General features: G+C 68.6%; 18 protein-coding genes and 1 pseudogene. 13 read left to right on the top strand and 6 right to left on the bottom strand.

Annotated features, from left to right (window positions below):
- Nucleotides 1-43: 43 nt before the first annotated feature.
- Both C8P69_RS18395 and C8P69_RS18390 read left to right on the top strand, forming a co-directional pair.
- Nucleotides 44-889 carry a Bax inhibitor-1/YccA family protein gene (locus tag C8P69_RS18395; RefSeq protein WP_108178904.1) on the top strand — a complete coding sequence of 282 codons (846 nt, stop codon included), beginning with the start codon at nucleotides 44-46 and terminating at the stop codon, nucleotides 887-889.
- A 168-nt stretch (nucleotides 890-1057) separates the two neighbouring features.
- Entirely contained in the window at nucleotides 1058-1909 is an 852-nt protein-coding gene (locus C8P69_RS18390; protein WP_108178903.1) for a hypothetical protein, read from the top strand.
- Nucleotides 1910-1912: 3 nt separating this feature from the next.
- On the opposite strand, the gene prmC is transcribed toward C8P69_RS18390, so the two are convergent.
- From prmC to C8P69_RS18370, 4 genes are all read right to left on the bottom strand, one after another.
- Nucleotides 1913-2770 carry a peptide chain release factor N(5)-glutamine methyltransferase gene (gene prmC, locus C8P69_RS18385; RefSeq protein WP_245902124.1) on the bottom strand — a complete coding sequence of 286 codons (858 nt, stop codon included), beginning with the start codon at nucleotides 2768-2770 and terminating at the stop codon, nucleotides 1913-1915.
- Nucleotides 2767-3840 (bottom strand): peptide chain release factor 1, encoded by a 1074-nt coding sequence (prfA, locus tag C8P69_RS18380; RefSeq protein ID WP_108178902.1) that lies wholly within the window; start codon nucleotides 3838-3840, stop codon nucleotides 2767-2769. The genes prmC and prfA overlap by 4 nt, the downstream gene beginning before the upstream one ends.
- Entirely contained in the window at nucleotides 3840-6104 is a 2265-nt protein-coding gene (gene ptsP, locus C8P69_RS18375) for a phosphoenolpyruvate--protein phosphotransferase (protein ID WP_108179017.1), read from the bottom strand. The genes prfA and ptsP overlap by 1 nt, the downstream gene beginning before the upstream one ends.
- 170 nt (nucleotides 6105-6274) lie before the next feature.
- The gene (locus tag C8P69_RS18370; RefSeq protein WP_108178901.1) at nucleotides 6275-7513 is read right to left on the bottom strand and encodes an aspartate kinase; all 1239 of its coding nucleotides are present in this window, start codon (nucleotides 7511-7513) and stop codon (nucleotides 6275-6277) included.
- Nucleotides 7514-7639: 126 nt separating this feature from the next.
- Between C8P69_RS18370 and ubiG the strand changes: the two genes are divergently transcribed.
- The 4 genes from ubiG (at nucleotide 7640) to C8P69_RS18355 (ending at nucleotide 10696) form a co-directional block, all read left to right on the top strand.
- Nucleotides 7640-8455, top strand: coding sequence for a bifunctional 2-polyprenyl-6-hydroxyphenol methylase/3-demethylubiquinol 3-O-methyltransferase UbiG (ubiG, locus tag C8P69_RS18365; protein WP_108178900.1), 816 nt, complete (start codon nucleotides 7640-7642; stop codon nucleotides 8453-8455).
- 282 nt (nucleotides 8456-8737) lie between these two features.
- Nucleotides 8738-8953 carry a hypothetical protein gene (locus tag C8P69_RS23585; RefSeq protein WP_146167374.1) on the top strand — a complete coding sequence of 72 codons (216 nt, stop codon included), beginning with the start codon at nucleotides 8738-8740 and terminating at the stop codon, nucleotides 8951-8953.
- Between the two features lie 64 nt (nucleotides 8954-9017).
- Complete coding sequence (locus tag C8P69_RS18360; protein WP_108178899.1) at nucleotides 9018-9233, top strand: cold-shock protein; 216 nt, start codon at nucleotides 9018-9020, stop codon at nucleotides 9231-9233.
- Nucleotides 9234-9457: 224 nt separating this feature from the next.
- Entirely contained in the window at nucleotides 9458-10696 is a 1239-nt protein-coding gene (locus C8P69_RS18355; RefSeq protein WP_108178898.1) for a ubiquinone biosynthesis hydroxylase, read from the top strand.
- On the opposite strand, the gene C8P69_RS18350 is transcribed toward C8P69_RS18355, so the two are convergent.
- Nucleotides 10697-11230 (bottom strand): gamma-glutamylcyclotransferase, encoded by a 534-nt coding sequence (locus C8P69_RS18350; protein ID WP_108178897.1) that lies wholly within the window; start codon nucleotides 11228-11230, stop codon nucleotides 10697-10699.
- Nucleotides 11231-11314: 84 nt separating this feature from the next.
- On the opposite strand from C8P69_RS18350, the gene C8P69_RS18345 reads away from it, so the two are divergent.
- The 7 genes and pseudogenes from C8P69_RS18345 (at nucleotide 11315) to C8P69_RS18315 (ending at nucleotide 18665) form a co-directional block, all read left to right on the top strand.
- Nucleotides 11315-12304, top strand: a complete 990-nt coding sequence (locus C8P69_RS18345; protein ID WP_108178896.1) for a DUF2125 domain-containing protein — start codon at nucleotides 11315-11317, stop codon at nucleotides 12302-12304.
- Entirely contained in the window at nucleotides 12304-12987 is a 684-nt protein-coding gene (locus C8P69_RS18340) for a GntR family transcriptional regulator (protein ID WP_425440768.1), read from the top strand. The genes C8P69_RS18345 and C8P69_RS18340 overlap by 1 nt, the downstream gene beginning before the upstream one ends.
- Before the next feature lie 228 nt (nucleotides 12988-13215).
- Nucleotides 13216-15058, top strand: a pseudogene (gene atzF / locus C8P69_RS18335) (allophanate hydrolase).
- Between the two features lie 86 nt (nucleotides 15059-15144).
- On the top strand, nucleotides 15145-16101 hold the full coding sequence (locus C8P69_RS18330; RefSeq protein ID WP_108178894.1) for an ABC transporter substrate-binding protein: 957 nt from the start codon (nucleotides 15145-15147) through the stop codon (nucleotides 16099-16101).
- 66 nt (nucleotides 16102-16167) lie between these two features.
- The gene (locus C8P69_RS18325; protein ID WP_108178893.1) at nucleotides 16168-17019 is read left to right on the top strand and encodes an ABC transporter permease; all 852 of its coding nucleotides are present in this window, start codon (nucleotides 16168-16170) and stop codon (nucleotides 17017-17019) included.
- On the top strand, nucleotides 17012-17791 hold the full coding sequence (locus C8P69_RS18320) for an ABC transporter ATP-binding protein (protein ID WP_108178892.1): 780 nt from the start codon (nucleotides 17012-17014) through the stop codon (nucleotides 17789-17791). Before C8P69_RS18325 ends, C8P69_RS18320 begins: the two co-directional genes overlap by 8 nt.
- A gap of 97 nt (nucleotides 17792-17888) precedes the next feature.
- Nucleotides 17889-18665, top strand: a complete 777-nt coding sequence (locus C8P69_RS18315) for an SDR family NAD(P)-dependent oxidoreductase (protein ID WP_108178891.1) — start codon at nucleotides 17889-17891, stop codon at nucleotides 18663-18665.
- A gap of 6 nt (nucleotides 18666-18671) precedes the next feature.
- On the opposite strand, the gene C8P69_RS18310 is transcribed toward C8P69_RS18315, so the two are convergent.
- Entirely contained in the window at nucleotides 18672-19220 is a 549-nt protein-coding gene (locus C8P69_RS18310) for a CAP domain-containing protein (protein WP_245902123.1), read from the bottom strand.
- Nucleotides 19221-19237 lie beyond the last annotated feature (17 nt).

Below are 19237 nucleotides of genomic sequence, written 5' to 3'. Positions count from 1 at the left end.
GACCAGTTGATGGGTCGCCCACAGGGAAAGCCAGAGGTTCTCCATGTCCTACTACGATCCGAACGCCCAGGCCTATGGCGGCTACGGCTACGGCCAGCCGACGGCCATCCAGCAGGCTCAGATCGACCAGGGGCTCCGCTCCTACATGCTGGGCGTGTACAATTACATGATGATCGGCCTGGCCATCACCGGCCTCGCCGCCATGGGCATCTACATGCTCTCGGTCACCGGCGATGCCTCGCTGGCCCAGCAGACGGCCCGCGGCGCCATGCGCGTCTCCGGCGGTCAGTATCTGACGCCCTTCGGCGCCTTCCTCTTCGCCAGCTGGTTCAAGTTCGTCGTCATCCTCGCCCCCCTCGGCGTGGTGCTGCTGCTGTCGTTCCGCGCTGACCGGCTCAGCGCTCCCGCAGCGCAGATGACCTTCTGGGTCTATGCGGCGCTGGTCGGCGTCTCGCTGACGACCATCCTGCTGGTCTATGCCCACACCTCGGTCGCCCGCGTGTTCTTCATCACTGCGGCCTCCTTCGGCGCCCTGTCGCTGTGGGGTTACACGACCAAGCGTGACCTCTCGGGCATGGGCACCTTCCTGATGATGGGTCTCTTCGGCCTGATCATCGCCTCGCTGGTGAACATCGGCATCGCTGCCTTCACCGGCCAGGGCTCGTCCATGCTGCAGTGGATCATCTCGGTGGTTGGCGTTCTGATCTTCGCGGGCCTCACCGCCTACGACACGCAGAACATCAAGAACGAGTACATCTACAGCCTGTCCTATGCCCAGGACGGCTCGATCATCCAGAAGGCCGCCATCTTCGGCGCACTCCAGCTCTACATGGACTTCGTGGGCATGTTCCAGTTCCTGATGTCCCTGCTGGGTTCGCGCGACGAGTGATCGTCACACCCTCCCAGGCCTTCCCGATCTGACGGAACCCCCGGCCACCGCGCCGGGGGTTCTGCTTTTGGGGCAAGCAACGTGGGAAACGCCGGCGTCTCGCCGGCGACATGCCGTGGAGCGTCAGGCGCGCGACAAGGGCGTGACACCCGCTCACGGACCCCTCTGATGCACCGTCTCCTCGCCTCTGCCTGCGTCGCGCTTCTCGCGATCGCTGGGCCACTCGCCGCCCGGGAGCTCGGGCAAGCGCCCGATCTGCGCTTCCTCGGCTTCTCGGCCGATGGCCGCCATTTCGGATTCGAACAGGATGGCAATGACGGCGTATCGGAACGCGGCGCCTTCGCCGTGGACGTCGTCGACGCGCTCACGGGCCTGTCGGCAACGGGCTTTCCCCGCGGCGCGACGCAACTCGCCTTCGAAAGCGAAGCGAATGATCCGCGACGGCTCGCCCTGCGCGGCTTCCGCTTCAAGGAGGACGACGAGGCCACCACCACGACGGAGGTCATCCGGCGCTGGACCCGCGCCGCCACCCGCCGGCCACTCCAGGCCCTGCGGCTGACGGATGCGGGCCGCCGCCTTGGCGGCCTCGCCCTGACCGACCTCACCGAGGCTGCCGGACCGGTGCGGGTGATGGACCAGCCCGACATCATCGGGGCCCATCCTGGGACGGCGATGAAATACACTGTCACCGCAGCCATGCCGGTGCCGGAAGACCCGGACCTTGCCTGCCGGGAGCGGGAGACAAGCGAGAACCACCGCCTGACGATCACCCTGGCACCGGAGATTCCGCCGTGGGATCCGGAAGCGGCGAACCGTTCCCCTCAGGCCTTCCGCACGCGAAGCGTCGAACTCGCGCACACCCTCCCGCCCAGGACCTGCTTCTCCCGGGCCCAGGTGACCGATGTCTACCGCAGCACCAATGGCCGCAGCATCGCCGTGGTCGTCGCCCTGATCTATGACGTGGGCGTCACGGATTCGGCCGAGTATCGGGCCACGATATTCCGCGTCGGCGCCAATTGACGCCTAGGCCAACGCGAAGACCAGAGCGCGCGGCACCGCGCCGAGATCCGAGTGCAGACTGATCAGCCGCAAACCGAGATGGCGGGCGATGGCCACGACATCCGGCGCCTGGCCGATGCCAATCTCCACCATCAGGCGACCACCGGGCGCCAGCAGGCGGGGCGCGGCGGTGAGGATGGCGCGATAGGCGTCGAGCCCGTCCGCACCCCCATCCAGTGCCCGGCGGGGGTCATGGAGCGCCACTTCCGGCTCCAGCGCCTCGCAGGTGGCGGAGGGAATGTAGGGCGGGTTGGAGACGACGAGGTCGAAGGTCTCGGTGATCCCTTCCGCCCAGGAGCCGCTGCGAAAGCGGACACGGCTGGCAAGCCCCAGGCTCGCGGCATTGGCCTCGGCTGCCGCGATGGCGTGGGCTGAGAGGTCGATGCCGAGGCCGGTCGCCTGCGGCCGCTCCGTGAGGAGCGCCAGCAGGATCGTGCCGGGTCCGGTACCGAGGTCGAGGATGCGGCGCGGTTCGCCGGTGGGGAGGACGGCAAGAGCCGCCTCCACCAGCGCCTCGGTGTCACCGCGCGGGATCAGGCAGTCCGCGTTGAGGATCAGCGGCAGGCCGTGAAACGCGGCGGCGCCGAGGATGCGGGCGATGGGCTCGCGGGCCAGCCGACGGGCGAGGAGCGCCTCGAAACGCTCAGCCTCATCGGCGGTGAGCGGGCGCTGCGCGGCCGAGCCGGGATGGGCAGGGTCCACGCCGCAGACGCTCATCAGCAGCAGCCGCGCGTCCAGCGAGGCGTCGGGAAGGCCCGCGACGCCGAGCCGCTCGGCCGCGGCGCGGCGGGCGGCGGCGATGGTGGCACCGGCGCCCGTCACGCCGCTTCCGCGGCGAGCAGGCCCGCCTGATGGTCGGCAACCAGGGCGTCGATGATCTCGCCCAGCGCGGTGCCGGCGATGATCTCGGGCAGCTTGTACAGCGTCAGCTCGATGCGATGGTCGGTGACGCGCCCCTGCGGGAAGTTGTAGGTGCGGATGCGCTCGGACCGATCGCCGGAACCGACCTGGAGCTTGCGGTCCTCGGCGCGGGTCGCGGCGAGGCGGCGGCGCTCCTCGTCGTAGAGGCGGGAGCGCAGGATGGCCATGGCGCGGGCACGGTTCTTGTGCTGGGAGCGCTCGTCCTGCACGACAACCACCGTTCCAGTGGGCACGTGGGTGATGCGGACCGCCGATTCCGTCTTGTTGACGTGCTGGCCGCCTGCGCCACCAGCCCGCATCGTGTCGATCCTGAGGTCGCTCTCGTCGATGGCGAGGTCGACCTCCTCCGCCTCGGGCAGCACGGCCACCGTCGCGGCGGAGGTGTGGATGCGCCCGCCGGATTCGGTGGCCGGCACGCGCTGGACACGATGGACGCCGCTTTCGAACTTCAGGCGAGCATAGGCGCCGGCGCCGCGAATCTCGGCAACAATCTCCTTGTAGCCGCCGACCGTGCCCTCGCTCGCCGAGATCAGCTCGACCTGCCAGCCCTGGAGCGCAGCATAGCGCTCATACATCCGGTAGAGGTCGCCGGCGAAAAGCGAGGCCTCGTCACCACCGGTGCCGGCGCGGATCTCGAGGATGGCGTTCTTGGCGTCGGCGGCATCCTTCGGCAGGAGGGCGAGGCGCAGCTGATGCTCGAGGGCGGCGAGGCGCTCTTCCAGCGCCGGCTTTTCCTCGTGGGCCAGGGCCACCATCTCGCGGTCTGTCGCGGGATCGGCAAGGATCTGGGCGATATCGGCAAGCTCCGCCTCCGCGGCGCGATAGGCGCGGATCGCCTCCACCACCGGCGAGAGTTCGGCAAACTCGCGCGACAGGGCGATGTAACGCTCCCCCTCCACGCCAGCGGACAGCTCCGCCTCGACGATGTCGCGGCGAACCACGAGGGCATCCAGCTTGGCGACGGGCAGCATCAGAGGCTCACGCCCTCCGCCTCGGCGAAATCGCGCAGGCGCTGGCGGATGGAGAGGCCCGGCTTCGGCTTGTCGATGAGATCGTCGACGAGGGCGGTGACGCGGGCGAGGTCGAGGTCGCGGATCACCGACTTCACCGGCCCCACCGCTGCGGGCGACAGCGACAGCGAGCGGAAGCCGAGCGCCGCCAGGATCATGGCCTCGAGCGGCCGCGAGGCCAGTTCGCCGCAGAGCGTGACGAGCTTGCCGTGCTCGTGGCCCTTGCGCGCGAGCAGGCGGAGCGCGCGCAGGATCGGCGGCGACATGGTGTCGAAGCGGTTGGCGACGCGGTTGTTGCCGCGATCCACTGCGAACATGAACTGGACGAGGTCGTTGGATCCGACCGAGAGGAAATCAACGCGCGGCAGCAGCTCGTCGAGCTGGAACAGCAGGGCTGGCACCTCGACCATGGCGCCGACCTGGACACGGTCGGGCATGCGATGGTCGTGGCGGCGCAGATGGGTCAGCTCGCGCTCGACGATGGCCTTCGCCGCGTCGAACTCCTCCACCGCCGCGATCATCGGGAACATGATGCGGATCTCGCGGCCGGCCGCGGCGCGCAGCATGGCGCGGACCTGGCTGCGCAAGAGGCCGGGGCGGTCGAGGCCGAGGCGGATGGCCCGCCAGCCCATGGCCGGGTTCTCCTCCTGGATGACCTCCATGTAGGGCAGGACCTTGTCGCCGCCGATATCGAGGGTGCGGAAGGTCACCGGGCGGTCTCCCGCCGCATCCAGCACCTTGCGGTAGAGGTCGAGCTGCTCGGCGGTGCGCGGCAGGGCATTGGCCACCATGAACTGCAACTCGGTGCGGAACAGGCCAATGCCAGAGGCTCCCGTCTCCTCGAGGAAGGGCAGGTCGACCATCAGCCCGGCATTGAGGTGCAGCTTCACCTCGACGCCGTCGCGGGTGACGGCGGGCAGGTGGCGGATGGCGGCATATTGCGCCTGCCGGCGGGCGCGGAAGCGCACCTTCTCGGCATAGGCGTTCTCGACGTCGCTGGTCGGGCGCAGGTGCACCTCGCCCGTCGCGCCGTCGATGATGATGGCATCGCCCGGATCGGCCAGACTGGTGGCGTTCTCCGCCTGGCCAACCGTGGGAATGCCCAGCGCGCGGGCGACGATGGCGACGTGGCTGGTGGCACCCGCCTCCTCCAGCACCAGGCCGCGCAGCTTGGTGCGATCATAGTCGAGCAGGGCGGCCGGGCCCATGTGGCGGGCGACGACGATGGCGTTGTCCGGCAGCTCCGCGGGCATGACGCCCTTGTCGCCGGTGAGCTGTCGCATCAGCCGGTTGGCGATGTCGTCCAGGTCGTGCATCCGCTCGCGCAGGTAGGGGTCGGTCTGGCGCATCATGCGGGCGCGGTTGTCCGACTGGACGCGCTCCACCGCCGCTTCCGCGGTGATGCCGGTGCTCACCGCCTCCTTGAGCCGGCGGACGAAGCCGCGGTCATGGGCGAACATGCGGTAGGCTTCGAGAATGTCGCGATGCTCGCCGCCGCGGGCCACCGCCTCGTCGTCCAGCATATCGTCGATCTCGGCGCGCAGGGCCTCGATCGCCGTTTCCATCCGCACCAGTTCGCGCGCCGGATCGTCGGCGATGAGCTTGGCGACATGGATGCGCGGCTCATGCAGCACGACATGGCCAAGGCCGACGCCATCGGCGAGGCCCTCGCCGGGCAAGTGAAGCGGACGACGCGCTACCGGTTCCTGGCCAGGCGGGGCGAGCGCCGAGAGCTCGCCCGAGGCGATCATCTCGGCGAGTACCATCGAGGTCGTCTGCAGCGCCTCGACCTCGTCTTCCTCGTATTTCCGGTGCGCCCTGTTCTGGACGACAAGGACACCGAGCGTGTTGCCGCCGCGCAGGATCGGCACGCCGAGGAAGGAGTGGAAGATCTCCTCGCCCGTCTCCGGCTTGAAGGAGAAGGAGGGATGCTCCTGGGCGTCGGAGAGGTTCAGCGCCTCGGCCGTCTGGGCCACCAGGCCGACGAGGCCCTCGCCGGCGCGCATGACCGTAAGGTGGACCGCCTCGCGGTTGAGGCCCTGGGTGGCATAGAGTTCGAGGGTCCCGTCGACGCGCAGCACATAGACCGAGCAGACCTCGGCCACCATGTTGGCCGCGATCAGCACCACGATCTTGTCGAGGCGTTCCTGCGCCGAGATCTGCTCCGCCATCACCTCGCGGAGGCGACGGAGCAGGAGGCGGGGTCCGCCGAATGCGGGGCGCATCGGCATGAGGTCAGGGTCTGGGGCGATCAAGCCCCGGTTGGGCGACGATGCGGCGGGCCTCCGCCGCAGAACCACCATTAAGGGCGCCGCTGCCGGTTTGCAAAGGCGACGACAAAGCAGCCTGTGGTTGCATCATTCACACGCCACACGGGACGGCGGCGGCCCGTTCGTCAGTTCGGCTTGTCGAGGCCGTAGAGGGTGTGCAGCGTGCGGGCAGCGAGTTCGGTATAGGCCGCGTCGATCAGCACCGAGAACTTGATCTCGGAGGTGGTAATGGCGCGGATGTTGATGCCCTTTTCCGCCAGCGCCTTGAAGGCGCGCGCAGCGACGCCCGCATGGGAGCGCATGCCGACACCAATGCAGGACACCTTCACGACGTCAGAGGCGGTCTCGATGGACTTGAAGCCGACGGCCTCCTTGGCGTCCATCAGGACGTGGCGGGCGCGCTCAAGGTCGGCCCCCGGACACGTGAAGGTGATGTCGGTGGTCGCGCCGTCGGCCGAGACGTTCTGCACGATCATGTCGACATTGATATTGGCCTCGGCGAGGGGACCGAAGATGGCGGCCGCGACGCCCGGCTTGTCGGCGACGGCGCGCACGCTCACCTGCGCCTCGTCCTTGGAGAAGGCGATGCCGGTCACGACCTGCTTTTCCACGATTTCCTCCTCGTCGCAGATGAGAGTGCCAAGTTGCGGGGTCTCGGGGTCGTCGAAGGACGAGCGCACATAGGTGCGCACCCCATGGATCATCGAGAGCTCGACCGAGCGCACCTGCAGCACCTTCGAGCCAAGGGACGCCATTTCCAGCATTTCCTCGAAGCCGACCTTGTCGAGGCGCTTCGCCTTCGGGACGATGCGCGGGTCGGTGGTGTAGACGCCGTCGACGTCGGTGTAGATGTCGCAGCGCTCGGCACGGATGGCGGCGGCAATGGCCACGGCCGAGGTGTCCGACCCGCCGCGACCGAGCGTCGCAATGCGGCCGCTCTCGCGGGTGATGCCCTGGAAACCAGAGATGACAGCGACCTCGCCCTTGGCGAAGGCCGCGTCGAGATTGGCCGAGGGAATGTCGGCGATGCGCGCGACCGAATGAGCCTCGTCGGTGAGGATCGGGATCTGCCACCCCTGCCAGGATCGCGCCTTGATGCCCATGGCATTGAGCACGACGGCAAGGAGGCCGGAGGTCACCTGCTCGCCGGAAGCAACAACCGTATCGTACTCAGCGAGGTCATAAAGCGGGGCGGCCTCCTTGCACCAGGCCACCAGCTCGTTGGTCTTGCCGGACATGGCGGAGACGACGACAGCCACCTGATAGCCGGCCTCGACCTCGCGTTTCACATGACGCGCGACGTTCTTGATGCGGTCGACAGTGGCGACGGAAGTGCCGCCGAACTTCATCACGAGACGAGGCATGGTGAGAGCGATCCGGCGCCCGTGGCGCCCCCTTGGGTCAAAAAGGCGCGTATGCATAACGGCCGAAGGGATGTAAGGCAACGGACAGGCCGTCGGCATTTCCGATGGCCCCGGGACATGGCACCGATGACCGCGACCGACACCCGACCAACCGACACCGACCTGAAGACGGAAGCGCGCCAGGGCGGCGCCACGCAGGGGGCCGCCGGCAGCTCGACACTCGATCCGATCGAGGTCGACAAGTTCTCGCGCCTCGCCAGCGAGTGGTGGAACCCCTCGGGCAAGATGGGGATCCTCCACAAGTTCAATCCGGTCCGTCTCGCCCATATCCGCGAGCAGGCCTGCGCCACCTTTGGCCGGTCGCGCGAGGCCGTGGATGCCCTGTCAGGTCTCTCCGTCCTCGACATCGGCTGCGGCGGCGGCCTGCTCTGCGAGCCGCTGGCGCGCATGGGCGCGGAGGTGACCGGCATCGACCCGGCACGGACCAATGTCGAGACGGCGCGCCTGCATGCCAAGACCTCGGGTCTTTCCATCGACTATCGCTGCACGACGGCGGAGGAGCTCGCCGCGGCCGGCGAGAGCTTCGACGTGGTCCTCGCCATGGAGGTGGTGGAGCATGTGGCGGACGTGCCGCTCTTTGTCGGGGCCTGCTCGCGTCTGGTGAAGCCGGGTGGCCTGCTCGTCATGGCAACCATCAACCGCACCATGAAGAGCTACGCGCTCGCCATCGTCGGGGCCGAGTACATCCTGCGCTGGCTGCCGCGCGGCACCCACGAATGGGACAAGTTCGTCACCCCCGAGGAACTGGCGGTTGCCATGGCCGACAATGGCCTCACCGTGGTGGACCGCAAGGGCGTCCGCTACGACGTGCTGCGCGACCGCTGGGTGGAGACCCCGGATCTCCAGGTCAATTACATGGTGACGGCGCATCGGGCGGGCTGAGGCCCATCCTGCCGCTGGACAGGGCGCGCCGCCCTGCTAGCCTTCGGCCATGCGTCGCGCGGCCCTTGTCCTTCTCGCCGTCGTCAGCGTGGGTCAGCCTCTGGCCGCGCAGGACCAACCTGCGCCCCAGCGCCAGCCCTTCACCCCCGGCCCTCCCGTGAGCCTGCCCCCCTGCACCTGCCGGGCGGCGGGCAAAAGCTGGCTCGTGGGAGAGACAATTTGCCTCAAGACTCCCGGCGGCGAGCGCCTCGCCATCTGTACAACCGACGAAAACGTTACAACGTGGCGTATATCGCCGGTGCCTTGCGCCACCTCTTCTTTGCGGCCCAACAGAACGGCGTTCTTGACGCAGGGAAACCACTGCTGATCAAGCAGATGGGGGCTGTGCATCCAGAAAATTCCTTGTTACGCTTCTTTTGGCTCTCAGATCCGGGCGGCAAGGATCTGGCGATGGCCAGCTTACCCGCGAGGGGAGCGAACCATCGCGGATATTCCTGATCAGGAGCCCGAGCAGGTTCGCAATCGTGCGGAACCGGCAGTGCATACGGAAAGGCTGACCGGCATGTCGATGACGGGGACCGTCAAGTTCTTCAACACCGAGAAAGGCTATGGCTTCATCAAACCCGACGATGGCGGCAAGGACATTTTCGTCCATATTTCCGCTGTCCAGAGGTCGGGACTGGCGAGCCTTGCCGAGGGGCAGAAGCTGTCGTTCGAACTGGAGCCCGACAAGCGGGGCAAGGGACCGAAGGCGGTAAACCTGGCCGTTCGCGGCTGATAGCTCCCTCCAGACGGCCACCTGATACCGCCCGATCGTTATCGTCCGGGCAGCATCGTTCTTTTGCCTGAAGACTGTCTCGCGCTCATGCGCCCGCGCCGAAGCGGTCATGCCGCGGGCTGCTCGATGTGATCCATCGGGACTGCCATTGCGTTGACAGGATGCGCGGCGAGGATCGCCGCGTCGGATTTCCCTGTGGACGCTGGCTGGGCTAGATTGCCGCCATGACCGAACCCGTTTCTGCCGCCGAGCGCAGCTCCGTCCTCATCGCCGGCGGGGGCCTTGCCGGCCTGTCGCTGGCCATGGCCCTCAAGACCGCCCTGGGGCGGGGCTTTGCGGTCCATGTGGTCGACCCCGCCATCGCAACCGCGCCCGCCGATCAGGGCCGGGCCTCGGCCTTCGCCGCAGCGGCGCGCCGGATGTTCGAGGCCACCGGGGTCTGGGACGCCATTGCTCCGCAGGCCCAGCCGATCCTCGACATGGTGGTCACCGACAGCCGCACGATGGACGTGGTGCGGCCGGTCTTCCTCACCTTCGCCGGCGAGATCGCACCCGGCGAGCCCTTCGCCCATATGGCGCCGAACGCCACCGTCACCGGCGCGCTCTGGGACCGCGCCAAGGAGCTGGGCGTCGGCATGATCGCCTCGACGGTCACCAGTTTCGAGGCGGAGGACGGTGTCACCCGCGTGACCCTCGCCAATGGCACCGTGGTCGAGACGCCGCTGCTGGTCGCCTGCGACGGTGGCCGCTCGCGCATCCGCGAGATGGCCGGCATCCGCACCGTCGGCTGGGACTATGGCCAGTCCGGTGTCGTCTGCACCGTGTCTCACGAATACGACCATGAAGGCCGGGCGGAAGAGCATTTCCTGCCCGCCGGACCTTTTGCCATCCTGCCGCTCACCGGCCGGCGCTCGTCCATTGTCTGGACCGAGGAAACGGGCCGGGCGGAGCGGCTCTGCCGCCTGCCGCGCGAACTCTTCCAGGACGAGCTCGAAAGCCGCTTCGGCCACAAGCTGGGCGCGGTCACGGTGCTCGACAAGCCCGCTGCCTATCCGCTGAAACTGCAGGTGGCGCGCGACTTCGTCGGGCCGCGGCTCGCTCTCGTCGGCGATGCCGCCCATGTCATCCACCCGATCGCCGGCCAGGGCATCAACATGGGTTTCCGCGACGTGGCGGCACTGGTCGAATGCGTCGCCGACGCGGCCCGGCTCGGCCTCGACCACGGCGCTGCCGACGTGCTCGCCCGCTACCAGCGCTGGCGGCGCTTCGACACGGCCCTGATGGGGGCGACGACGGACGGACTGAACCGCCTGTTCTCCAACGGCTCGCAGCCGCTGCGCTTCGTGCGCGATCTCGGCCTCGGTCTGGTCGACCGGATGCCGGGCCTCAAGGGCTTCTTCATGCGCCAGGCCGCTGGCATCGTCGGCGACGTCCCGAAGCTGTTGCGCGGCCAGCTGCCCTGATCAGCGCAGCTGCGCGGCGAGCCAGTGCAGGTCGGCGTCGCGGAAGCCGAGATCCTCGATAGCCTTCACCGTATTGACCACGTAGTCCGGATTGGCGCCGGAATGGCCATGGCCCTGCCGGACCATGTGCAGCTGCCGCTCGCGGTCGAGGCGGCCGGCATACTGGGGATGGCCGCGATCAACGAGATAGGTCAGCGCCCTGACCCGCGCGCCATCGGGACGTTCCAGCGTGACGTTCCGCCAGGCCTCGATATAGACGGAGGTCACCTGCTCGCGCTCACGCAGATAGGCGATGGTGGCCCCGGCTGTTGCCGCCTCGACGCGGAAGGCCATGCCGCGGCAGGCGCCGCCACGATCGAGACCGAGCACCAGGCCGGGCTTTTCCGGCGTGCCGCGGTGATGGTGCGAATAGACGCAGAGCGAGCGATGGAGGCCGATCAGGCGGGCCGGCCAGCGCTCGACGAAGTCGAAGCCGGGCCGCCACATGAGCGAGCCATAGCCGAAAACCCAGAGATCGCCGGATTGCTGTTCCATGCCATGTGCCAGGAGGGACGGGGCGCAGCGGTTCTGCTATAGACGCTGCCCTGCCCGCGCAAGCAGCCTTCCGGACGGAGCCCCATGCGTTTCAGGACCTTCGCGATTCCCGTGATCATCGTCGCCCTCGCCATTGGCGCCTGGAGCGCCATCTGGTCCTGGGGCGCCGGGCGCGCCGAGGATGCCATCCAGCGCTGGCTGACGGCCGAGGCCGCCAATGGCCGCGTCATCACCTGCGGCGAACGTAGCAGCGGCGGCTATCCGTTCCGCATGGAGATCACCTGCGTGAAGCCGACGGTGGAGTTGCGCGATGAGGCGCGGCCCTACCAGACCTATCGCTTCGAGCGGCTCAAGGTCGTCTCGCAGATCTGGAGCCCCGGCCACGTCATCTCCGAATGGACCGGCCCGATGACCGTGGTGACCGAGGGCGACCCCTCCGTGACGCGTGCCACGTGGCGCCTCGCCCAGGCCTCGGCCCAACTCGCCATCGGCGGCTACGACAGTTCGAGCGTCGTCATCGACGACCTCGAAGTGGTGCGCGACGGTGCGGTGCTGGTGAAGACGCCGCGCGCGGAGTTCCACACCCGCCCGAACCGCGGCGATCCGGTCAGCGTCGATGTCGTGGCCAAATTCAACGCCGCGAGCTTCGGCCTGCGGCCCATGGCGCCGGTGGACGCCGAGATCCAGTTCGTCGCACGCAAGCTGCTGCGCAACGCCAGCCGGCCGCAGCCGCTGCCGCTGCGCCAGTGGGTGGCGGCCGGTGGCGCGGTCGAACTCGTGCTGCTGCGCCTCGTCCAGGGCCAGGCGCTGGCCGTCGCCAAGGGCAATGTCCGGCTGACGCCCGACGGGCGTCCTGACGGCGAGATCGAACTGCGCGCCGTGAACCTGGAGCAGGTGCTTCAGGCGACGGGCGTCACCGCCAATCTCGGCCCGCTGGCTGCAGGCGCCATCACCATGGCGAGCCGGCCCACCGAGGTGGAGGGTCGCAACGGACGTCTCTTCACCCTTCGCGCCACGGACGGGCGGCTGCAGATCGGGCCGCTGCGGATCGGTCTGCCGGCCCTCCTGCCCTGATGCACGCGATGACCGACATTCCGCTCGCCCCGCGCGGCCGCAACACCCGCTCCGAAGAACTGCAAACCCGGCTCGCCGAGGCCATCGTCTCCGGCCGCCTCAAGCCGGGCGCGCCGCTGGACGAGGCGCAGATCGCGGCGGAGTTCTCGGTGTCGCGCACGCCGGTGCGCGAGGCGCTGCGGCAGCTGTCCTCCTCCGGGCTTGTCGATATCCGGCCACATCGGGGCGCCGTCGTCGCCAAGCCCGATCATGACCAGCTGCGCGACATGTTCGCGGTGATGGGCGAGCTCGAGGGGGTAGCGGCCGGACTCTGCGCGGTGAAGATGGATCGCGCCGAACGCGCCGGACTGGAGGAGTTGCACCGCGCCATGGCGCGGCTCGTCCACGATGGCGACCTCGACGCCTATAGCGCCGCCAACATCACCTTCCACGTCACCATCTATCGTGGCTCGCACAACACTTATCTCGCCGAGATGGCCTCGGCGACGCGGCGACGCCTCGCGCCCTTCCGGCGCGCGCAGTTCGAGGGGCGGGACCGCCTCGCCCGCTCGCACCACGAGCACGACCAGGTGGTCCAGGCGATCCAGCGCGGCGATGCCGAGCGCGCCGCCGCGGCCATGCGCGACCATATCGGGCTCTCCGCCCGGGCCTGGGAGACGATCGTCGCTCTCGGCCCGACATGAGGCATTTGCTTACTTATTAGGCAGTATCGCCTGCTGTAACCGGCATTGCATACAATTGTCCGCCCCCAGCTCCTGGCTGCCTGCGGCGTAGCCTTCTCGTGTTTTCTTTATCGTTTCAGCGCGTTGCGGCGAGAATTATCCCGCCATCCCGGTGGGTATGGTCGCCGCGGCTGGCGTTCCGCTCTTTGGCACGGCCGTTGCGTGGCAGGGTCCAGCACGAGCAGGATCATGCCTTCGCCAGCAGCACCGACGGTTTCCACCCTTCATGACGCCTATCGCCGCGGCACGCCGGTCGCCGCGGTGATGGCCGACGTCTATGCGCGCATTGCCGCCGTCGGCGACCCCGGCATCTTCATTCATCTGAGGCCGGAGGGGGACGTCGTTGCGGAGGCCGCGCGCCTGCCCGCCTTCGATCCGGCGCGCTATCCGCTCTGGGGCATCCCGGTCGCGGTGAAGGACAACATCGACGTGGCCGGCCTGCCGACCACAGCGGCCTGCCCGGCCTTCTCCTTCGTCCCGGCGCGCTCCGCCACGGCGGTCGAGAAGCTGATCGCCGCCGGCGCCATCGTCATCGGCAAGACCAATCTCGACCAGTTCGCCACCGGCCTCGTCGGCGTGCGCTCACCCTATCCGGTGCCGCGCAACGCGTTCGACCCCGCCCGTGTACCCGGCGGCTCGAGCTCGGGCTCGGCGGTCGCGGTGGCGCAGGGCATCGTGGCGCTGTCGCTCGGCACCGACACGGCCGGCTCGGGCCGTGTGCCGGCCGGGCTCAACGACCTCGTCGGGCTGAAGCCCTCGGTGGGCGCGATCTCGACGCGCGGTGTGCTGCCGGCCTGCCGGACGCTCGATTGCGTCTCCGTCTTCGCCCATGACGTCGCCGACGCCTTCCTCGCCTATGCGGTGATGCGCGGCCTAGATGCCGAGGACGCCTTCTCACGCCCCATCGTCGCCGACACGACAGAGACGGCCGCCCTCCCCACACGCGTCGGCCTGCCGCGCGCAGCCGACCGCCTGTTCTTCGGCGACAGTGCCATGGCTGGCGCCTATGACGCGGCGCTGGGCGTCCTGCGCCCGCTCGCCTCCGCGACCAGCGAGATCGACCTGACGCCGTTCTTCGCCGTGGCCAAGCTGCTCTACGACGGCCCGTGGGTCGCCGAACGCCACGCCGCCATGCGCGCCTTTCTCGCCACCAATGCCGACGACGTTCATCCGGTGACGCGACAGATCGTCGGCGCCGCCGAGCGTTTCTCCGCCACCGATGCCTTCGAGGGGCTCTACAGGCTCGCCGAGCTGCGACGGACCTGCGAAGCCGTGTGGGAGAGCGTCGACGTCATCGCCGTGCCGACTGCGCCCATCTTCCCGACGCTCGCGGACCTCGCCGCCGATCCCATCGGGCCGAACAGCCGCCTCGGCACCTATACCAACTTCGTCAACCTGCTGGACCTTGCGGCCCTCGCCGTGCCCGGCCCGTTCCGCGGCGACGGCCTGCCGGCCGGTATCACGCTGATCGGCCGGCGCGGGGCGGACGCCTCCCTGGCAAAGCTCGGCGCAGCCTTCATGGCGGCGGCCGGCGACCGTCGGCGACAGCCCGCGACAGCCGCCGCATGAGCCAAGCCATGAACCACCACCTGCTCCTTCCCGCCCTTCATCGGAGGCAGCCTTGAGCGACCTGATCGAGATCGTCGTCGTCGGCGCCCACCTCTCCGGCATGCCGCTGAACGGCGAGCTGACGAGCCGTGGCGGCGTCCTCCGACGGGCCGCGATGACGACCACCGATTACCGTTTCTATGCCCTCGCTGGCGGGCCGCCGAAGCGGCCCGGCCTCATCCGCGTCGCCGATGGGACGGGAGCGGCCATCGCCTGCGAGGTCTGGGCGCTGCCGGCCGAGGGTTTCGGCACCTTTGTCGACGGCATCCCCTCCCCCCTCGGCATCGGCACATTGCGCCTTGCCGATGGGACCCGCCCCAAGGGCTTCCTCGTCGAGCCGGAAGGCCTGGCAGGCGCCGAGGAGATTACCGCCCATGGCGGCTGGCGCGCCTACATGGCGGCGCTGGCCGGCCGCGCCGCATGAGCAGTCACGGCCGGCGGCCCATGTGGTCGGCGGCCCACACACACGACCGGGAGCCAACCCGCACCCCTTCCACAGGAGCAACGCACATGATCATTCGTCGTCACTTCCTCATGGGCGCCGGCCTCGCCGCTGGCGCGCTCTCGGCTCCCTCGGTGCTGCGCGCCCAGGAGCGCGTCATCAAGATGGGCTCGCTGAGGCTCATCCATTCGATGCCGCCGCACTTCTACGAGCGCTTCGCGCCGGCTGGGACCAAGATCGAGATCATCACCTTCGACTCACCCACCGACGGCAAGAACGCCGTCGTCACCAAGTCGGTCGATTTCGGCGCCTTCGGCATCGCCGCGGCGACGCTCGGCCGGGCGGCCGGCGAGCCGGTCGTCGTGGTCGGCGCCTTCTCCAACAAGGGCATGGGCGTCGTCTCCAAGGCGGGCTCCGACGTCAAGACCGTCAAGGACCTCAAGGGCAAGCGCGTCGGCATCTGGCCGGGTTCGACCCAGGAGGTCTTCATCATGGAGCGCCTGCGCATGGAGGGGCTGTCGATCCGCGACGTCACCGCGGTTCGCGTGCCCTTCGGCGAGATGCACGCCATGCTGTCGCGCGGTGACATCGACGCCTATGTCGGCGCGGAGCCGGGTCCGGGCCTGTCCATCTCCTCGGGCGTCGGTCAGCTGGTCGAGTATCCCTATGGCACCGCCATGGGCGGCCTGAACATGGTCTTCGCCACCCATGAGGACACGGTGAGCGGCAAGCCGGCCCTGGTGCGGGACGCGCTGACGATCCATCGCAGGGCGGTCGAGTTCATGCTCGCCAACAAGCCGGCCGTGGCCGAGATGACGGTGCAGCGCCTGGGCGCCAACCGTGCGGCTGTCGACCATGCGCTGGCGGCGAACAATGTCGAATATGCGTGGAAGCTCGACGAAACCGTGCTCAAGCAGGCCCGGACCTATGCCGAGCAGATGCTGTCGCTGCGCCAGATCCGTCAGCTGCCTGACTTCGACAAGTTCCTGAACCCGACCTTCTCGAACCAGATCGCGACCGCCTGACGGCGCTGGACCCGGCCGTCCGCTCCCGAGCGGGCGGCCACCGCTTTCCACTGGAGGACCCAAGACATGGCGATGGTCGAGACCGCGCCGCCGCCGGCGGCGGTACCGGTGGAGAAGCCGGCGGGCAAATCGTCCTGGGCGCGCGTGAAGCCGACTGTGCTCGCGCTGATCGTACCGGGGCTGTTGCTGCTGTTCTGGCATATCGCCACGACGCGCCGCTGGACGCGGCTGATCCCGACCCCCTACGAGGTCGGCGAGTACATGATCGATTTCGCCGTCGGCGGCATCTATGACGACGCCTTCTCGGCGACGCTGGTGACGCATCTCCTCGCCTCGATGAGCCGCGTCTATGGCGGCTTCGCGCTGGCCGCCCTCTTCGCCCTGCCGCTCGGTCTGATGATCGGTCGCATCCCGACGGCGCGGATGGTGCTCGACCCCTTCCTGCAGGTGATGCGCCCCATTCCCGTCACCGCCTGGCTGCCGCTGTCGATGATCCTCTTCGGCCTTGGGCCCCGCTCGGCCTTCGCCCTCGTCTGCCTTGGCGCCTTCTATCCGATCCTACTCAACACGATCTTCGGCGTGCGTTCGGTCGACCCCAAGCTGTTCGAAGCGGCCTCCATGCTCGGCTGCCAGGGCAATGCCCAGTTCTACAAGGTGGTGCTGCCGGCGGCCCTGCCGTCCATCTTCACCGGCCTGCGCCTTGGCCTCGGCCTCGCCTGGTTCGTCATCGTCGTCGGTGAGATGACCGGCGTGCCGCAGGGGCTCGGCGCCGTCATCATGGATGGCCGCACCCTGTCCCGCACCGAACTCGTCATCTGCGGCATGATCATCATCGGCATCGCCGGCTACATTTCCGACCGGGTCGTCGTGATGATCGGCAACCGGATGCTCAAGTGGAGCCCGACCCACCATGGCTGAGTCCAAGACGCCGATCATCGAGATCAAGCAGGTTTCCAAGGTCTTCAAGCTGCAGGACCAGACGATCAACGCCCTTCACGACGCCAACATCACCATCCGCAAGGGCGAGTTCGTCTGCCTGATCGGCGCATCGGGCTGCGGCAAGTCCACGCTGCTGCGCATCATCGCCGGCTTCGAGCAGCCGACCAGCGGCGAGGCGCTGATGTGGGGCATGCCGATCAAGGGGCCTGACCCGACCCGCGGCATGGTCTTCCAGGATTATGCGCTGTTCCCCTGGCTGTCGGTCCGCGACAATATCGGCTTCGGTCCGGCGTCGCGCGGTCTGGCCAAGCCAGTGGTGAAGGAGACGGTCGACAAGTTCATCGAGCTCGTCGGCCTCACGAAGTTCGCCAATGCCTATCCGCACCAGCTTTCCGGCGGCATGAAACAGCGCGTCGCCATCGCCCGGGTGCTGGCCAACGATGCCGAGATCGTGCTGATGGACGAGCCCTTCGGCGCGCTCGACGCCATGACCCGCGAGCGCCTGCAGGACGAGCTCCTCGACATCTGGCAGCGGACCGGGCTGACCGTCGTGTTCGTCACCCATTCCATCGAGGAGGCGATCTTCCTCGCCGACCGCGTGGTGGTGATGACACCGGGACCGGGACGGATCGAGAGCGACAATCCGCTGATCCTGCCGCGGCCGCGCGATGTTGCGAGCCCGGAGTTCAACGACATCCGCAGGGTGCTGGGCGCCAAGCTCCATAGCCATCACGGCAAGAAGGCGGCGTGACAGGCGTGTGACCCCGCCCTTGCTCTCGCGCAAGGCGGGCGAGATCCGGATCCCCTAGCCTCGTGGGCATCATCAGGCCCGCAGGCTGGAGGTTGCCATGACCGAACGCACATCCCTTCAAGGCAAAGTCGCGCTGATCACGGGGGCGGCGGGGGCCATCGGCCGCGCCACCGCCATCCTGATGGCCGAGCGCGGTGCGGCCATCGTCGCGGTGGACCGGGCCGGCTCCGACATGGCGGGACTAGCCGCCGCCCTGCCGGCAGCGAGCCGCTTCCATGCGGTGACGGCGGACGTCCGGCAGGATGCGGAGGTGGGCGCCTATGCCGCCGCGGCGGTCGCCGCCTTTGGCCGCATCGACATCTTCGTCAACAATGCCGGGGTGGAGGGTGTGGTCGCTCCGGTCGAGGCCTATCCGGTGGACGCCTTCCGGCAGGTGATCGACATCAACGTGATCGGCGTCTTCCTTGGCCTGAAGCACGTGCTGCCGGTCATGTACGGCCAAGGCTCCGGCGTCGTCGTCAACATGTCGAGCATCGCTGGACTGAAGGGTACGCCGGGCCTGTCAGCCTATACGGCGTCGAAGCATGCGGTCATCGGCATCACCCGCTCGGTCGCGGCGGAGGCCGGCCCGCGCGGCGTGCGCGTGGTCTCGGTCAATCCGGGCCCGATCGAGAGCCGGATGATGGATTCGATCAATGCGGGACAGAGCACCGACCGCGCCGCCGCCCATGCGGCAGTCGCCGCCATGGTGCCGCAGCAGCGCTATGGCCGGGTGGAAGAGGTGGCCGAGCTCGTGGCCTTCCTATCCTCCGATGCCGCCGCCTATTGCCACGGCGGCATCTACAGCGTCGATGGCGGCATGTGCGCGGTGTGAGCGCGATCAGGCGGCCGCGACCGGCTCCGCGAGCACCAGCGCCCAGAACACCCGGTAGCGCGAGCCCGGCCGGTAGCCGGTGGCGATGCCGAGGCGGGTCACGCCGGGATTGAGCATGTTGGCGCGGTGGGGCGGGGAATCGCGCCAGCCGGAGAAGGCCTCGGCGAGGGTGAGATAGCCGGCCGAGGTGTTCTCCACCGCCGCACGGTGACGATAGCCGGCGGTGGTCAGACGGGCGCCGACCGTGCCGGTGCGCACGCCGACCTGGTCGGCCTGGGTCATGGCGGCGGCCTGGGCCTCGGCCACAGCCATCAGAACGGGATCGACGGTGAGCGGCCCACGGCCGTTGTTGCGGCGGAATCCGGAGATCATCTCGGCGGCCATAGCGGCGTCCACGCGCGCGCCTGACTGGGCGAGATTGCGATAGAAGCTTGGCTGGCTCGGAGCCTGTACCGGCGGGGCTGAGCAGGCGGCGAGGAGGGCGGCGCCGCCGCCGACCAGGATCGCCCTGCGCCCGACGAGCATCGTCTCGCCATTCAGATACCGTTCAGCCATCGAACCATTTCCTCTGT

The sequence above is a fragment of the Phreatobacter oligotrophus genome, from assembly GCF_003046185.1.
Lineage (GTDB): Bacteria > Pseudomonadota > Alphaproteobacteria > Rhizobiales > Phreatobacteraceae > Phreatobacter > Phreatobacter oligotrophus.
Note: the sequence above shows the minus strand (reverse complement) of the source record. Positions and strands in the feature narration are given on the sequence as shown.

What these genes read in the sequence shown, in the direction of transcription:
- C8P69_RS18395 (WP_108178904.1), top strand. Translation starts at nt 44, where the DNA reads ATGTCCTACTACGATCCGAACGCCCAGGCCTATGGCGGCTACGGCTAC.
- C8P69_RS18390 (WP_108178903.1), top strand. Translation starts at nt 1,058, where the DNA reads ATGCACCGTCTCCTCGCCTCTGCCTGCGTCGCGCTTCTCGCGATCGCT.
- prfA (WP_108178902.1), bottom strand. Translation starts at nt 3,840, where the DNA reads ATGCTGCCCGTCGCCAAGCTGGATGCCCTCGTGGTTCGCCGCGACATC.
- ptsP (WP_108179017.1), bottom strand. Translation starts at nt 6,104, where the DNA reads ATGCGCCCCGCATTCGGCGGACCCCGCCTCCTGCTCCGTCGCCTCCGC.
- C8P69_RS18370 (WP_108178901.1), bottom strand. Translation starts at nt 7,513, where the DNA reads ATGCCTCGTCTCGTGATGAAGTTCGGCGGCACTTCCGTCGCCACTGTC.
- ubiG (WP_108178900.1), top strand. Translation starts at nt 7,640, where the DNA reads ATGACCGCGACCGACACCCGACCAACCGACACCGACCTGAAGACGGAA.
- C8P69_RS18360 (WP_108178899.1), top strand. Translation starts at nt 9,018, where the DNA reads ATGTCGATGACGGGGACCGTCAAGTTCTTCAACACCGAGAAAGGCTAT.
- C8P69_RS18355 (WP_108178898.1), top strand. Translation starts at nt 9,458, where the DNA reads ATGACCGAACCCGTTTCTGCCGCCGAGCGCAGCTCCGTCCTCATCGCC.
- C8P69_RS18350 (WP_108178897.1), bottom strand. Translation starts at nt 11,230, where the DNA reads ATGGAACAGCAATCCGGCGATCTCTGGGTTTTCGGCTATGGCTCGCTC.
- C8P69_RS18345 (WP_108178896.1), top strand. Translation starts at nt 11,315, where the DNA reads ATGCGTTTCAGGACCTTCGCGATTCCCGTGATCATCGTCGCCCTCGCC.
- C8P69_RS18340 (WP_425440768.1), top strand. Translation starts at nt 12,304, where the DNA reads ATGCACGCGATGACCGACATTCCGCTCGCCCCGCGCGGCCGCAACACC.
- C8P69_RS18330 (WP_108178894.1), top strand. Translation starts at nt 15,145, where the DNA reads ATGATCATTCGTCGTCACTTCCTCATGGGCGCCGGCCTCGCCGCTGGC.
- C8P69_RS18325 (WP_108178893.1), top strand. Translation starts at nt 16,168, where the DNA reads ATGGCGATGGTCGAGACCGCGCCGCCGCCGGCGGCGGTACCGGTGGAG.
- C8P69_RS18320 (WP_108178892.1), top strand. Translation starts at nt 17,012, where the DNA reads ATGGCTGAGTCCAAGACGCCGATCATCGAGATCAAGCAGGTTTCCAAG.
- C8P69_RS18315 (WP_108178891.1), top strand. Translation starts at nt 17,889, where the DNA reads ATGACCGAACGCACATCCCTTCAAGGCAAAGTCGCGCTGATCACGGGG.
- C8P69_RS18310 (WP_245902123.1), bottom strand. Translation starts at nt 19,220, where the DNA reads ATGGCTGAACGGTATCTGAATGGCGAGACGATGCTCGTCGGGCGCAGG.